Origin of the sequence: Pseudomonas sp. WMBT8, assembly GCF_050916005.1 — a bacterium.
Classification (GTDB): domain Bacteria; phylum Pseudomonadota; class Gammaproteobacteria; order Pseudomonadales; family Pseudomonadaceae; genus Aquipseudomonas.
Genome location: NZ_CP188096.1, coordinates 1,683,026 through 1,697,494 on the forward strand (window position 1 = coordinate 1,683,026; position 14,469 = coordinate 1,697,494).

General features: G+C 61.8%; 12 protein-coding genes. 7 read left to right on the top strand and 5 right to left on the bottom strand.

Features of this window, described 5'->3' with window-relative positions; all coding sequences use genetic code 11:
• Window positions 1–112: 112 nt before the first annotated feature.
• Complete coding sequence (locus ACO77H_RS07440) at window positions 113–688, bottom strand: ANTAR domain-containing response regulator (RefSeq protein ID WP_038442299.1); 576 nt, start codon at window positions 686–688, stop codon at window positions 113–115.
• A 13-nt stretch (window positions 689–701) separates the two neighbouring features.
• Entirely contained in the window at window positions 702–1,928 is a 1,227-nt protein-coding gene (locus tag ACO77H_RS07445) for a CmpA/NrtA family ABC transporter substrate-binding protein (RefSeq protein WP_432755207.1), read from the bottom strand.
• Between the two features lie 246 nt (window positions 1,929–2,174).
• Here ACO77H_RS07445 and ACO77H_RS07450 point away from each other — a divergent pair, with 246 nt between their 5' ends.
• From ACO77H_RS07450 to ACO77H_RS07465, 4 genes are all read left to right on the top strand, one after another.
• Window positions 2,175–3,035 (top strand): secretin N-terminal domain-containing protein, encoded by an 861-nt coding sequence (locus ACO77H_RS07450; protein WP_432755208.1) that lies wholly within the window; start codon window positions 2,175–2,177, stop codon window positions 3,033–3,035.
• A gap of 177 nt (window positions 3,036–3,212) precedes the next feature.
• On the top strand, window positions 3,213–3,620 hold the full coding sequence (locus ACO77H_RS07455; RefSeq protein WP_169954233.1) for a winged helix-turn-helix domain-containing protein: 408 nt from the start codon (window positions 3,213–3,215) through the stop codon (window positions 3,618–3,620).
• Complete coding sequence (locus tag ACO77H_RS07460) at window positions 3,617–4,081, top strand: transglycosylase SLT domain-containing protein (RefSeq protein WP_432755209.1); 465 nt, start codon at window positions 3,617–3,619, stop codon at window positions 4,079–4,081. The genes ACO77H_RS07455 and ACO77H_RS07460 overlap by 4 nt, the downstream gene beginning before the upstream one ends.
• Window positions 4,082–4,171: 90 nt before the next feature.
• Complete coding sequence (locus ACO77H_RS07465) at window positions 4,172–5,197, top strand: quinone-dependent dihydroorotate dehydrogenase (RefSeq protein WP_169954231.1); 1,026 nt, start codon at window positions 4,172–4,174, stop codon at window positions 5,195–5,197.
• A 133-nt stretch (window positions 5,198–5,330) separates the two neighbouring features.
• Here ACO77H_RS07465 and rmf read toward each other — a convergent pair whose 3' ends face one another.
• The gene (rmf, locus tag ACO77H_RS07470) at window positions 5,331–5,546 is read right to left on the bottom strand and encodes a ribosome modulation factor (RefSeq protein WP_002553055.1); all 216 of its coding nucleotides are present in this window, start codon (window positions 5,544–5,546) and stop codon (window positions 5,331–5,333) included.
• 533 nt (window positions 5,547–6,079) lie between these two features.
• Between rmf and rlmKL the strand changes: the two genes are divergently transcribed.
• Window positions 6,080–8,350 (top strand): bifunctional 23S rRNA (guanine(2069)-N(7))-methyltransferase RlmK/23S rRNA (guanine(2445)-N(2))-methyltransferase RlmL, encoded by a 2,271-nt coding sequence (rlmKL, locus tag ACO77H_RS07475; protein WP_432755210.1) that lies wholly within the window; start codon window positions 6,080–6,082, stop codon window positions 8,348–8,350.
• 135 nt (window positions 8,351–8,485) lie between these two features.
• Window positions 8,486–10,885 carry a sensor domain-containing diguanylate cyclase gene (locus tag ACO77H_RS07480; protein WP_432755211.1) on the top strand — a complete coding sequence of 800 codons (2,400 nt, stop codon included), beginning with the start codon at window positions 8,486–8,488 and terminating at the stop codon, window positions 10,883–10,885.
• A 149-nt stretch (window positions 10,886–11,034) separates the two neighbouring features.
• Here the strand turns inward: ACO77H_RS07480 and dacB are convergent, their stop codons facing one another.
• Window positions 11,035–12,495, bottom strand: a complete 1,461-nt coding sequence (dacB, locus tag ACO77H_RS07485; RefSeq protein ID WP_170043315.1) for a D-alanyl-D-alanine carboxypeptidase/D-alanyl-D-alanine endopeptidase — start codon at window positions 12,493–12,495, stop codon at window positions 11,035–11,037.
• A 237-nt stretch (window positions 12,496–12,732) separates the two neighbouring features.
• Here dacB and ACO77H_RS07490 point away from each other — a divergent pair, with 237 nt between their 5' ends.
• Window positions 12,733–13,077, top strand: a complete 345-nt coding sequence (locus ACO77H_RS07490) for a YggL family protein (protein ID WP_169954229.1) — start codon at window positions 12,733–12,735, stop codon at window positions 13,075–13,077.
• A 53-nt stretch (window positions 13,078–13,130) separates the two neighbouring features.
• On the opposite strand, the gene ACO77H_RS07495 is transcribed toward ACO77H_RS07490, so the two are convergent.
• Window positions 13,131–14,321: a benzoate/H(+) symporter BenE family transporter gene (locus ACO77H_RS07495; RefSeq protein ID WP_169954228.1), complete on the bottom strand. Its 1,191-nt coding sequence runs from the start codon at window positions 14,319–14,321 to the stop codon at window positions 13,131–13,133.
• Window positions 14,322–14,469: the final 148 nt, after the last annotated feature.

Here is a 14,469-nt window from a genome sequence, read left to right on the forward strand (position 1 = left end):
GGGCAACCGCCGTTGGCTACCTGTGGTGTTTAGTTAGCAAGTCTTGCGCCAACCGTGACATTGCCCTCGCGGGCAGGCCCGTTCCCACCTTGGGCGATTGCGGTTGTGTGGCTCAGCCTAGCAATTCACTCATGGCAATAATCTGCTCCGCCACCTGGATCAACTTCTGCTGGCGGCTCATGGCCTGGCGGCGCATCAGGGTGTAGGCCTGTTCCTCATTGCAGTCCTTCATTTTCATCAGCAAGCCCTTGGCCAGCTCGATGCGCTTGCGTTCCGCCAGTTGCTGGTCGCGGGCCAGTAGTTGTGCGCGCAAGGCCTGGTCGCTCTCGAAGCGCGCCATGGCGACATCGAGGATCGGTTGCAGGCGCTGGGCCTGGATGCCTTCGACGATGTAGGCGCTGACCCCGGACTTGATCGCCTGGCGCATCACCCCGGGATCATGTTCGTCGGTAAACATCACGATGGGCCGCGGCTGGTCGCGGCTGACCAGCACCACTTGCTCCATCACATCGCGCCCGGGTGATTCGGTATCGATCAGAATCACGTCCGGGCGCACCGTTTCGACGCGCGCCGGTAGGTCGATGGTCAGGCCGGACTCGTCGATTACCTCAAAACCGGCTTCGGTCAGCGCGCTCTTGAGGCGCCCGACTTTGCGTGGGGTGTCATTGATCAGCAGGATTCGCAACATGGGTGGCCTCCGGTCAGCGCAAGGCGTGGCGGACGACATCGTCGGCCAGGGCATGCAGGCGGAAACTGCGGGCATAACCGGCCGGGTCCGAGCCGTCCCAGACCTTGCCGTCGATCAATTGGCTGCTGCGCATCTGCGTGTCCATGGCCGCCACGCCCACGGCGCTTGCGGCCTGGCGATAGAGATCCAGTTGCTGCACCTGGCGGGCCACGGCGAGGTAATCGGGGTCTTCCCGCAAAAGGCCCCAGCGGCGGAACTGGGTCATGAACCACATGCCATCGGACAGGTACGGCAGGTTGACCTCGCCCTCGCCATGGAAGCGCAGCGCGTGCGCGTCCTGCCAGTGGTTGCCCAGGCCGTCGGCATAGGCGCCCAGCAGCCGTGGCTCGATGCAGTCGAGCGGGGCGTCCAGGTATTCCCGGGCGCTCAGCAGTTGCGCGGTGGAACGTCGGTTTTCGATGCTGTCGTCGATAAAGCGGCTGGCTTCCAGGACCGCCATCACCAGCACCCGGGCGGTGTTGGGGTACTGCTCGACAAACGCCTGGGTGCAGCCCAGGACTTTCTCCGGGTGGTCCGGCCAGATCGCCTGGCTGGTGGCGAGGGTAAAACCCTGGTGCTGTTGCGCCGCGCTGGCGCACCAGGGTTCGCCGACACATAGGCCGTCGATCCGCCCGGCTTGCAGGTGCGCGACCATCTGCGGTGGCGGCACTACCACACTGTCCACATCCCGCAATGGATGAATGCCCTGGCTAGCCAGCCAGTAATACAACCACATGGCGTGGGTGCCGGTAGGAAACGTCTGGGCGAAGGTCAGTTTTGTCCGGCTTTGGTGCACCTTGCGCGCCAGTGCCTCAGGACTGGTCACGCCCTGTTGTTGCAGGCCCTGGGACAGGTTGATGCCCTGGCCGTTCTGGTTCAGGCCCATCAGCACCGCCATGTCGGTCGGCGCAACGCCGCCGATGCCCAGGTGCACCGCATAGATCAGGCCGTACAGGCTGTGGGCGGCGTCGAGTTCGCCGCTGACCAGCTTGTCCCGCAGGCCGGCCCAGGATGACTGGCGCTTGAGGTTTAGCGTCAGGCCGTAGGGCTGGGCAAACCCCTGGGTCGCCGCGACCACTAGCGAGGCACAATCGCTCAAGGCCATGAAGCCCAGGTCGAGGCTGCTCTTTTCCGGGGCATCGCTGCCGTTGACCCAGGCCAGAGGGTTGTTGGCCTGGCTGTTGCCGAGCTGATCACTCATCTACACCTACCTTCTGTATGAAAAAAGGCGTCGTTATGCCAGGCGGCATGCAAGCCGCGGCAGGTAACGACGCCTTTGTCTGTGAGCCCGTTCCGGCGTTGGCGCGGGCTGCGCTGGGTAGGGCAAAGCAAGGCACATGCCACGGCGCCCGGGCGAGTGGTGGTTGATCAGGTTTTCATCAAGATTGCACCCGGGTGGGCTTTCACTATGGCGCTCTTTCACGCAACACCGTCCAGGAAACCCGGCGTGCTCCTTGATCGATCTAACGCAACGACCTGTCGTGGCTTTTTACAGCGCTGGCTGCTGGGCGGTCTGTTGATGCTCAATGCCTTGCCGGCCATGGGCGAGTCCTATCTGATGTGGGACGAAAGCCTACAAGGCTTCTTCAGACGGCTTGCGGTGCCCCTGGGCCAGCCCATCGTGGTCAGCAAACTGGCGGCGGGCAAGCGCATTATCGGGCATTTTGATTTTGCCCATGCACTAGCGGTCCTGGAGAGCGTGGCGTTGCAGCACGATCTGATCTGGTACAGCGACGGCCAGGTGCTGCATCTCTACGACGCCAGCGAGGCCAAGAGTTCCGGGGTGACCCTGCGCTACATGACCGTCGACCGATTGCGCCAGGTCATGCGCCGCGCGGGGCTCGAAGAGGCGCGTTACCCCCTGCGCAAGGCCGGCGCCCGATTGTTTTATGTGTCGGGGCCCGCCAACTACGTCGACCACGTCCTGCGCCTGGCCCAGTTGATGGATCGCCCGCGCCCGGCGCGACGCGAGGCCCCGCCTGAAGTGGGCGTAGTCCAGGTGCAGAATGCCGACGTCTCGGACCGTCGGTATGACATGGGCTCGCAGACCATCACCGTGCCGGGTGTCGCCACGCTGCTCGAGAAACAGCTCGCCACGCTGGGGCGCAAGGCCGGCACCGGCGCGGTGGTAATCGCCTACCCAGAGACCAACAGCCTGCTGGTCAAAGGCAGTGAGCAGCAGTTGAGGCTGATCAAAAAACTGGTGGCTGAGCTGGACACACCCGCGCATTCCGTCACTTCGACGCCCTTGAGTGCCGAGCAATACGAGCGTGTGCGGCGTGCATTTGCGCGGATCGCCGAGCCGTAGCGGGGTTTGTACAGACTTCGAAAGTTCCTACGCAACACTCCCGGAAAACTTCGAAGCAGCGGGCTTTTTCCTAACGTGAAACTGGCTGCGGGTTTCTATAGTCGCCCTATCTCCCAGACGGTGCGCTATGGAAAATCAGGGCGCCGTGAATGTCCGCAGACAGGTACAGAGGTTTGAATGGTTGTTGCAGTTGAGGGCTTGATGGCGGCGTCCCTCGCCTTTGGTCATTGGAGGTTGCAGGCGGATGGCAGGTTGACCACTGAAGGTCGCGACATTCAGCTACCACCCAAGGAATGTCACGTGTTGCGCCTGTTGCTGGCCACGCCCGGCGTGCTGGTCAGCAAGGACCACCTGCTGGAGCAGGTCTGGCCCCATACCGATATCGCCGAAGAGTCCCTGACCCGGTGCATCTACGCGCTGCGCAAGCAGTTGGAGGGCGACCGGGCGCTGATCGCGACCGTGTATGGCCGTGGTTATCGCTTCAATGGCCGGGTGCGGGTGATCGAGCCACCTGGCCCGGCGCAGGCGGCGGGCAAAGCGCCCCGTGCGTGCCCTGCCTGTGGATGGTATGGCGAGCGGGCATGAAACGCGCCTGCCGGCTGGGACTGTTGTTGCTTTGCCTGGGCGGGGCAGGCGAAGCCCGGGCGTACTGCTGGGCCGAGGCCGCTCGTCAATACGATATCGAGCCGGAACTGTTGCAGGCGATTGCCGCTGTGGAGTCCGGCTACCGTGCCGAGGCCATGAACTACAGCAATAACAACGGCACCTATGATATTGGCCTGATGCAAATCAACAGCATCCATCTGCCTCGCCTGCTCAAGCAGGGCATTACCGAGCAGCGCCTGTTGGATGAGCCCTGTCTGTCGGTCGAGGTGGGGGCCTCGATCCTGGCCGGCTTCATCAAGCAGTTTGGCTACAACTGGACTGCCGTGGGCGCCTATAACGTCGGGCCTGGGGCGGGGACCGAGCGTGACGCGTTGCGCCTGCGCTACGCGCAGAAGATCTGGAGCCGCTATGAAGAGTTGATGGCCCATCGCAATGGATGATCGACCGGCGGTGTGCCATGCCTCGCACGGACCCGCCACCCCGGCTATAATCGCCGCCACCTTTTGCCGCCATCCGAGTCAAGCCCGCCCATGTATACCCTGGCCCGCCAGCTGTTGTTCAAACTCTCCCCGGAAACTTCCCACGATCTGTCCCTGGACCTGATCGGCGCGGGTGGCCGCCTGGGGCTCAATGGCCTGGTGTGCAAGGCGCCGGCGAAGATGCCGGTGTCGGTGATGGGGCTCGATTTTCCCAACCCGGTGGGCCTGGCGGCTGGCCTGGACAAGAATGGCGCGGCCATCGATGGCTTCGCGCAGTTGGGGTTCGGTTTTGTCGAGATCGGCACCGTCACACCGCGCCCGCAGCCGGGCAATCCCAAGCCGCGTATTTTCCGCCTGCCGGAAGCCGAGGCGATCATCAACCGCATGGGCTTCAACAACCTGGGGGTTGACCACCTGCTGTCCCGGGTACAGGCCGCCAAGTACAAGGGCATCCTGGGGATCAATATCGGCAAGAACTTCGATACCCCGGTGGAGCGTGCGGTGGATGACTACCTGACTTGCCTGGACAAGGTATACGCCCACGCCAGCTATGTGACAGTCAACGTCAGTTCGCCCAACACCCCGGGCCTGCGCAGCCTGCAGTTTGGCGACTCCCTCAAGCAGCTGCTCGAAGCCCTGCGCCAGCGCCAGGAAGACCTGGCGGTACGCCACGGCAAGCGCGTGCCGTTGGCAATCAAGATCGCCCCGGACATGAGCGACGAAGAAACCGTGCTGGTGGCCCAGGCCCTGGTGGATTCGGGGATGGACGCGGTGATTGCGACCAACACCACCCTCAGCCGTGTCGGCGTTGAAGGCCTGGCCTATGGTGACGAAGCCGGTGGCCTTTCCGGTGCGCCAGTGCGTGACCAGAGCACTCATATCGTCAAGGTGCTGGCGGCCGAACTGGCCGGTCGTTTGCCGATCATCGCCGTGGGCGGGATCACCGAAGGCAAGCACGCTGCCGAGAAAATCGCCGCAGGGGCCAGCCTGGTGCAGTTGTATTCCGGGTTTATCTACAAGGGGCCAGCGCTGATTCGCCAATCGGTCGACGCTATCGCGGCGCTCCCCAAATCCTGAGCCCCTGTAGGAGCCGGCCCATAAAAAAGGGCTCCTCGAAGGAGCCCCTGGGCCGAAGCCCGCCGCCCGGATGGGGCGTGCGTGGTTAAGTCGTTACATTCTTCAAGGTGGTTGTCGGAATTAAGTGCCCTGATTAGCCGACGGCGTGAAGTTCGTTGAGTCTGTGGATCCCCGCAGTGCCGGTCATACCGTCCCAATTGTCGCCGCGTCCTTCGCGCCAGCCGTTAATCCAGGCTTGGCGTACCGACGGTAGAGTAAAGGGGCAAAGCTCACGGGATTTGCCATGAACGCCATACTGATATCCGCGTAAAAATGCTCTTTCCAACGGATCACGCTTAAGTCTTCTCATAGGGTGTTTCCCTCACTTGTTGACTGTCTTGATATCCTTCGACCTCATCCGAGGCCGGGCAGAGTTTTTCTGCCGTTGGTGTGGCTCGCTGCCGGCGTGGCGAGCCTCTGTGTCAGCGTCGTTGCGGCGCTAACCTGTGTTGAGTTCTAACCAATAGGTCACATGGATTCAATGATCGTTTTGTCATAAGCACGTAACGATAACGATGCTATAGCCATAAGCTGGGATGGCTTTTCGCCCCATTTACAGGGCAAAGCCAGCTATGATGTGCCCTGTATAGAGGATGGGTTTAATCCTTTAGTGAGAATACCCGCCGCTTGCAGTCGGTTATTATTCGACGAAGGGTCAGAATATTTCATTTTGTTGCACAAATTATCTCTCTGCCCCGGCAATCAAGGCCAATAGGCCAGGAGACCGGGGTGGAACGGCACACATTCGTGCCACGCGAGCGCTCTTCAAGAAAAGCGCTTGATTGAAAACCGAACGCGCGATGCGTCGCCCGTTCACTTATTGCTGAAAAGCCTGGAATGCCCATGTCGGACCGTTACGAACTCTTCCTCACTTGCCCCAAGGGCCTCGAAGGCCTGCTGATCGAGGAAGCCGTCGGGCTTGGCCTTGAAGATGCGCGCGAGCACACCTCGGCCGTGCGCGGCATGGCCGACATGGAAACCGCCTACCGCCTGTGCCTCTGGTCGCGCCTGGCCAACCGTGTGTTGCTGGTGCTCAAGCGCTTCCCGATGAAGGATGCCGAAGACCTGTACCACGGCGTGCTGGATATCGAATGGCAAGACCATATGGTCCCTGATGGCACCCTCGCGGTGGAATTCAGCGGCCATGGCTCGGGTATCGACAACACTCACTTCGGCGCGCTGAAGGTCAAGGATGCGATTGTCGACAAGCTGCGTACCCCGACCGGCGAACGTCCGTCCATCGACAAGATCAACCCCGATCTGCGCATTCACCTGCGCCTGGACCGTGGCGAAGCGATCCTCTCCCTTGACCTGTCCGGCCATAGCCTGCACCAGCGCGGTTACCGCCTGCAGCAGGGCGCGGCACCGTTAAAGGAAAACCTCGCGGCGGCAATTCTGATTCGTGCCGGCTGGCCGCGCATTGCCGCTGAAAACGGCGCGTTGACTGACCCGATGTGCGGCGTCGGCACTTTCCTGGTCGAAGGCGCGATGATCGCCGCCGACATGGCCCCCAACCTCAATCGCGAGCAGTGGGGCTTCACCGCCTGGCTCGGCCACGTGCCTGCCTTGTGGAAAAAACTGCACACCGAGGCCAGCGAGCGTGCGGCTATCGGCATGAACAAGCCACCACTGTGGATCCGTGGCTACGAAGCCGATCCGCGTCTGATCCAGCCCGCGCGCAACAACATCGAGCGCGCCGGCCTGAGCCACTGGATCAAGATCTACCAGGGTGAAGTCGGCACCTTCGAACCGCGCCCGGACCAGAACCAGAAAGGCCTGGTCATCTGCAACCCGCCGTACGGCGAGCGCCTGGGTGATGAAGCCAGCCTGTTGTACCTCTACCAGAACCTTGGCGAGCGTCTGCGCCAGGCGTGCATGGGCTGGGAAGCGGCGGTGTTCACCGGCGCCCCGGACCTGGGCAAGCGCATGGGTATCCGCAGCCACAAGCAGTACTCGTTCTGGAACGGCGCCTTGCCGTGCAAGCTGCTGCTGATCAAGGTCAACCCGGACCAGTTCGTCACCGGCGAGCGCCGCACCCCGGAACAGCGCCAGGCCGAACGTGAGCAAGCCGCTTACGACCAGGCCCCGACCGAGCCGCAAGAGCGCCAGTACAACAAGAACGGTAACCCGATCAAACCCGCGCCGGCAGCGGCTCCGGTGGTCGAGCAGGCGCGCTTGAGCGAAGGCGGGCAGATGTTTGCCAACCGCCTGCAAAAGAACCTCAAGTTGCTAGGCAAGTGGGCCAAGCGCGAGGGTGTGGATTGCTACCGTGTGTACGACGCCGATATGCCGGAATATTCCATGGCCATCGACCTGTACCACGACTGGGTGCACGTCCAGGAATACGTGGCACCCAAATCCATCGACCCGGAAAAAGCCTCGGCGCGCATGTTCGATGCCCTGGCCGCAATTCCCCAGGCGCTGAACATCGACAAGAGCCGTGTGGTGGTCAAGCGCCGCGAGCGCCAGAGCGGCACCAAGCAGTACGAGCGCCAGAGTGCCCAGGGCAAGTTCACGGAAGTCAGCGAAGGCGGGGTAAAGTTGCTGGTCAACCTGACCGACTACCTGGACACCGGTCTGTTCCTCGACCACCGCCCGATGCGCATGCGCATCCAGAAAGAAGCCGCCGGCAAGCGCTTCCTCAATCTGTATTGCTACACCGCCACTGCCAGTGTGCACGCGGCCAAAGGCGGTGCGCGCAGCACCACCAGCGTCGATTTGTCGAAAACCTACCTGGACTGGGCACGTCGCAACCTGTCCCTCAATGGCTTCTCCGACAAGAACCGCCTGGAGCAGGGTGATGTGATGGCGTGGCTGGAAGCCAGTCGTGATGAGTTCGACCTGATCTTCATCGATCCGCCGACCTTCTCCAACTCCAAGCGCATGGAGGGCGTGTTTGACGTCCAGCGTGACCACGTGCAGTTGCTGGACCTGGCCATGGCCCGCTTGGCGCCGGGCGGGGTGCTGTATTTCTCCAACAACTTCCGCAAGTTCCAGTTGGAAGACAACCTGGGCGAGCGCTATGCCGTCGAGGAAATCAGCGACAAAACCATCGATCCGGATTTCGCCCGTAACCCGAAAATCCACCGCGCCTGGAAAATCACCGCACGCTGATCGACCTTGAAGCCGCGAGCCTGGATTTTTCCGGGCTCGCGGCTTTTTTGCGCTGGTCAAAAGTGGGCTCGATGGCTATAACTATTCTCTTAGCCAAAGTGGCGCCCCTGCACGCTGGTGTTGCGAGTTTTGCCTATGCCGTTGCAAGCCGTCCGCCCGAAAATACTGGGATTTATCAGCGAACAGGCGTCGGCTTGGCTGGTGGCTTTGGTGGTCTTGCTGGTGGGTATGGCGCTTACCGGCGTACTGGCGCTGGCCACGGCCGACCTGCATCACCAGGAGGTCCGCCAGCGTTTTCAGTTGTTGGTCAACGAACGCTATAGCCGCCTGGAAGAGCGTTTTGAAGACCAGGAACAGCGCCTGGGCAGCCTGCGGCGTTTTTTCGTCAACTCCCATGATGTTTCCCGCGAAGAGTTCGATGGGTTCGCCCAGCCGCTGCTGTTGCGCGCGCGCGCCTACGCCTGGGCGCCACGGATATTTCGCGATCAGCGCCAGGCTTTTGAACAGCAAGTGTCACTCCAGCGTGGCATGTCGTTCTCCATTCGCGAGCTGAACGAAGCCGGGACTCTGGTGACGGCGGGCGAGCGCGACGAATATGTGCCGGTGTTGTACAGCCAGACCCAAAGCCTGCTCGGCTCACCCTTGGGGTTTGACTTGCTGGCGCAGCCACTGCGCCGATCGACGGTCGAGCGGGCGTACCGCTCCGGCACCATCGCCGTGTCCCAACCGATGTCGCTGGTGGGCGTCGAGCCGGCGTATGCCATGGGGGTGTTGCTGGTGGCGCCCGTCACTCGAGCGCCCACCGCGCAAATGCCCTACAACGAACCCTACGGTTTCGTCATGGCGGTGATCAGCATGCGCCAATTGGTCGCCGACGGTCTGCCCAAACCTGCGCGGGACAACCTGGTGATGCAGATTGTGGATACTTCCGATACCCAGCAGCGGGTGTTGTATGCGTCGGACAATGCCCTGGGCGATAGTGGCCTGGAAGCGATCCGCCGGCTGACCCTTGGGGATCATGTCTACGCCCTGAGCCTGCGCCCCAGCCAGGTATTCGCCCAGGCCAATCATTCCTCCGTCGCCAGTATCCTGACCATGGGCTGTTTGCTCAGCCTGTTACTCAGTGCCTTGCTCTATGTGCTGGTCAGCCAGCGTCAACGGGCGGTGCGGCTGGTGCAGCAACGCACCGGGCAATTGCACCAGCGCGAGTACGAGTTGCGCGGTGCCCACGGCCAGTTGCGCAGTGTGCTCAACGCCGCGACCCAGGTGGCGATCATTGCCACAGATTTGCGGGGCGTGATCAGCACCTTCAATGCCGGCGCCGAGCAAATGCTGGGTTATCCGGCTGACCAGGTGCTGGGCCACATGACCCTCGAAAGCCTGCACCTGGCGGTGGAGCTGGAAACCCGTGCCATGCAACTGAGCCATGCTCTCGGCAAGCGGATCATGCCCGGCCAGGCGATGCTGGTGGAGGGCGCCGACAGCCTGCATGAGGCCCGGGAGTGGACGCTGGTGCGCCAGGACGGCAGCCAGTTGACCGTGAATATGCTGGCCACAGCCTTGCTTGATGAACATGGTTTGTGGGTCGGGCACCTGGCGATCTGCCTGGATGTCACCGAACAGAAACGCGCCTATGAGGCCCTGGCGGCGAGGGATCGGTTGCTGAAAAAACTCAGCGCCCATGTGCCGGGCGGGATCTTCCAGTTCACCCTGGAGCCCAACGACAATTGGCGGTTTATCTACGCCAGCGACGGTATTCGCGATATCTACGAAATCGATCCGGGGTTGCTGCAACAGGATGCCAAGCAAGTCTTCGAGCGAATTCATCCCCAGGACGCCGAGCGGATCCGCGCCTCCATCCGCCTGTCAGCGCTGCAATTGAGCCACTGGCGTGAAGAGTACCGGGTGCAACTGCCAGGTCGGGGCCTGCGTTGGATTCGCGGCGAGGCGACGCCGGAAGAGTTACCTGGCGGCGGTACGCTATGGCATGGCTATGTGTCGGATATCTCCGATCTCAAGCGGGTAGAGGAAGAGTTGCGGGCGTTGTCCATCACCGATTCGTTGACGGGTATCCATAATCGTCGCTATTTCCAGGACCGGCTGAAGGCCGAGATGAGCCGGGTGCGGCGCACGTCGGGAGCACTGGCAGTGATCATGCTGGATATCGATCACTTCAAACGTATCAATGACCAGCATGGGCACGCGGCGGGAGATGGCGTGCTGCAGGAGCTGTGCCGGCGTATCCGCCTGCGTGTGCGCCGCAGCGATGTGTTCTGTCGTCTGGGCGGTGAGGAGTTCATGGTGTTGTGTCCGAACACCGATGGCGTTCAGGCCTACAGCCTGGCCGTTGAGTTGTGGGAAGTGCTGCGCAGTACACCAATGGACGGCGTCGGCACGGTAACGGCCAGTTTCGGCGTGGCCAGTTGGCGGCTCGATGAGGGCGTGGATAGCTTGTTGCTGCGTGCGGATTCGGCGGTGTATGCGGCCAAGCAGGCGGGCCGGGATCGGGTCGAGGCGCAGCGCTTGCCTGCCTGAGTACCGTATACCGAATGTGGGAGCGGGCTTGTGTGGGAGCGGGCTTGCCCGCGATAGCTGTGGGTCAGTCAGCACATTTGGCACCTGATACACCGCCATCGCGGGCAAGCCCGCTCCCACACAAGCCCGCTCCCACATTGAGTCCCCATCTATAGACCTGGTGCCGCTGCTGCCAGCTTCGGCTGGCGATACAGGTCCAGCAGCACCTGGTCGAGCACCGATGAAGCACCCCAAGGCTTCGGATCGTTGAGAATCGCCACCACCGCCCAAGTATTGCCATTGTTATCACGGCTGAAGCCGGCAATGGCGCGCACGGTGTTCAGGGTGCCGGTCTTGACGTGGGCTTCGCCACGCAGGGCCGTGGTCTTCAGGCGCTTGCGCATGGTGCCGTCACTGCCGGCAATCGGCATCGAGCTGATGAACTCTGCCGCGTACGGGCTTCTCCAGGCAGCCTGCAACATGGTCGCCATTTCCCGGGCACTGACCCGTTCGGCACGGGACAGGCCGGAGCCGTTTTCCATCACCAGGTGCGGCGCGGTGATGCCTTTTTTCGCCAGCCACTGGCGCACCACACGCTGCGCAGCCTTGGCATCGTCGCCATCGGCATCGGTGCGGTATTGCGCGCCGAGGCTGAGGAACAGTTGCTGGGCCATGGTGTTGTTACTGTATTTATTGATGTCGCGAATGATCTCGGCCAGGTCCGGGGAGAACGCCCGGGCCAGGACCTTGGCGGTTTTCGGCACTGGGGCCAGCACGTCGCGGCCCTGGATCGTGCCGCCGAGTTCTTTCCAGATCGCGCGCACGGCACCAGCGGTGTAGGTGGCATGGTCGAGCAGCGACAGATATGTCTGCGAGCTGCAGCCATCGCCCAACTGGCCGCTGACGGTCACGGTGACACTGCCATCGGCGGCGGTGACCGGGTTGTAGCGCACGTCACCGGTGCACTGCTTGGCGTTGGTGGCCTTGACCTGATTGTCGATCTGGATGCTGGCAATCGGCGGTTCCACCGACACCAACACCCGTCCTGAATCGTTGCGGGTCACGAAACGCAGGGCCTTGAGGTTGACCAGCAGGGCGTCCGGCTTGACCAGGAACGGTTTGTTGGCGTCGTTGCCGTCGTCGTTGAATTCCGGCAATTGCGGCTGGATAAAGAAGCCACGGTCCAGCACCAGGTCACCGGTGACTTGCTGTACGCCATTGGCACGCAGGTCGCGCATCAGCAGCCAGAGTTTTTCCATGTTCAGCTTGGGGTCGCCGCCGCCCTTGAGGTACAGGTTGCCCCGCAGGACGCCGCCACTGAGGGTGCCGTCGGTGTAGAACTCGGTTTTCCATTGATGATTGGGGCCGAGCATTTCCAGGGCAGCGTAGGTGGTGACCAGCTTCATGGTCGACGCCGGGTTGACCGAGACGTCAGCGTTGAACACCGTGGCAGTGCCGGGGCCATTGAGCGGAATCATCACCAGGGACAGTGCATTGTTCTGCAGCTTGGCTTTCTGCAGGGCTTCCTGGACTTTAGGTGGCAAGGTGGTATTGATCGGGGCGGCGGTGACAGAGAGGGCCAGGGGCAAAAGGAAACTGGCGAGTAACAATGGACGCAAGGATTTGATCATAAGAAGTAAGACCCTACTGCATAGGAGGGTGAATATAGCGGGGGCTATGTAAGAAAATCCCCCAGTGGTCATGAAAGTGTCGGCATTATGCCCCAAGGTGGAGCTACTTGTGCCTCAACGATAGCTGCAAATCACGGTTTTTTTTCGCGCTATCGTGCCACCCGTCTTGGATTGCCGGGCAATCAGCGCCTTAAACTGGTAGAGTGCCGGCCGTTAATACTTAAGAGGATTGTTCCAATGGCGACTAACCGTTCCCGGCGTCTGCGCAAAAAACTGTGCGTTGATGAATTTCAAGAGCTGGGTTTCGAACTGAACCTGGATTTCAAAGAAGGTTTGGACGACAAAGCGGTTGACGCTTTCATCGACGCCTTCCTGACCGAAGCGATGGATGGCAATGGCCTGGACTACGTGGGCGGCGACGACTTCGGTCTGGTCTGCAAAGCCACCCGTGGTTCGGTTACCCCTGAGCAGCGTGCAGTTGTCGAAGCGTGGCTCAAGGCTCGCCCAGAGCTGACCCGCGTTGAAGTCAGCGAACTGCTGGACGCCTGGCACCCAGAAAAGCCGATCAACCCGGCTGTCTGATGTCATGAAAAAGCGACCCTCCCGGGTCGCTTTTTCGTTTCAGGGTATTAAAGTCAGGCTTTGCGCCAGTTCAGAATCACCAGCGTCAACACCCCCGCCACAATCCCCCAGAATGCCGAACCGATGGAAAACAGCGTCAGCCCCGACGCCGTGACCATAAAGGTAATCAGCGCGGCTTCCCGCTCCTTGGGCTCATTCATGGCGATGCTCAGGCCATTGATGATCGAGCCAAACAACGCCAATGCCGCGATCGACAGCACCAGCTCCTTGGGCAATGCGGCGAACAAGGCCGCCAAGGTTGCGCCAAATACCCCGGCGATACCGTAGAAAATCCCGCACCACACCGCGGCGGTGTAGCGCTTGTTGCGATCTTCATGGGCGTGAGGCCCGGTGCAGATGGCCGCACTGATGGCTGCCAGGTTGATGCCGTGGGAGCCGAACGGTGCCAGCACCAGCGAGGCCAGGCCGGTGGCGGTGATCAGTGGCGAGGCCGGTACATCGTAGCCATCGGCGCGCAACACCGCGACCCCCGGCATGTTCTGCGAAGTCATCGCCACCACGAACAGCGGAATACCGATGCTGATGGTCGCCGCCAGGGAGAAGTGCGGCGTGGTCCACACCGGCGTCGCCACTTCCAGGCTGAACCCGCTGAAATCCAGGAGCCCCATCAGCCCGGACAAGGCGGTGCCGATCAGCAGCGCCGCCAGCACCGCATACCGGGGCGACAGGCGCTTGATGATCAGGTAGGTAAAGAACATGCCCAGTACCAGGGCGGTGCGGTGCTGCGCGGCGACGAAAATCTCGCTGCCGATCTTGAACAGAATCCCGGCCAGCAGCGCGGCGGCCAGCGAGGCGGGGATCTTCCTCACCAGCTTCTCAAAGCTGCCGGTGAGGCCGCAGATCGTCACCAGCACCGCGCAGGTGATGTAGGCGCCAATGGCCTCGCCATAGCTGACCCCGCCCAGGCTGGTAATCAGCAGCGCCGCACCGGGGGTCGACCAGGCAATGGTGATGGGCGTGCGGTAGCGCAGGGACAGGCCGATGCTGCACACCGCCATGCCGATGGAGATCGCCCAGATCCACGAGGAGATTTGCCCGGTGGTCAGGCCGGCAGCCTGGCCGGCCTGGAACATCAGCACCAGCGAACTGGTGTAGCCGGTCATCATGGCGATGAAGCCGGCGACAATGGCCGAGGGTGAAGTGTCGGCCAGTGGGCGCAGGGGCGCCTGGGTCGCGTCGGTCATGGGGCGGTGTTCCTTGTACCTGGGAAATCGTGGAATCAAGCCTAAACTCAAACGTAACTGACTGTTGCAATACAGCCGGCCGCGCAAACAGCCGTACAGTGTGTTGGCGCAACGGGTTGTGTACAATGTGCGCTGTTTTTACGCGATA

Coding starts and splice junctions, on each gene's coding strand:
- ACO77H_RS07440 (WP_038442299.1), bottom strand. CDS start 688: ATGTTGCGAATCCTGCTGATCAATGACACCCCACGCAAAGTCGGGCGC.
- ACO77H_RS07445 (WP_432755207.1), bottom strand. CDS start 1,928: ATGAGTGATCAGCTCGGCAACAGCCAGGCCAACAACCCTCTGGCCTGG.
- ACO77H_RS07455 (WP_169954233.1), top strand. CDS start 3,213: ATGGTTGTTGCAGTTGAGGGCTTGATGGCGGCGTCCCTCGCCTTTGGT.
- ACO77H_RS07460 (WP_432755209.1), top strand. CDS start 3,617: ATGAAACGCGCCTGCCGGCTGGGACTGTTGTTGCTTTGCCTGGGCGGG.
- ACO77H_RS07465 (WP_169954231.1), top strand. CDS start 4,172: ATGTATACCCTGGCCCGCCAGCTGTTGTTCAAACTCTCCCCGGAAACT.
- rmf (WP_002553055.1), bottom strand. CDS start 5,546: ATGAGAAGACTTAAGCGTGATCCGTTGGAAAGAGCATTTTTACGCGGA.
- rlmKL (WP_432755210.1), top strand. CDS start 6,080: ATGTCGGACCGTTACGAACTCTTCCTCACTTGCCCCAAGGGCCTCGAA.
- ACO77H_RS07480 (WP_432755211.1), top strand. CDS start 8,486: ATGCCGTTGCAAGCCGTCCGCCCGAAAATACTGGGATTTATCAGCGAA.
- dacB (WP_170043315.1), bottom strand. CDS start 12,495: ATGATCAAATCCTTGCGTCCATTGTTACTCGCCAGTTTCCTTTTGCCC.
- ACO77H_RS07490 (WP_169954229.1), top strand. CDS start 12,733: ATGGCGACTAACCGTTCCCGGCGTCTGCGCAAAAAACTGTGCGTTGAT.
- ACO77H_RS07495 (WP_169954228.1), bottom strand. CDS start 14,321: ATGACCGACGCGACCCAGGCGCCCCTGCGCCCACTGGCCGACACTTCA.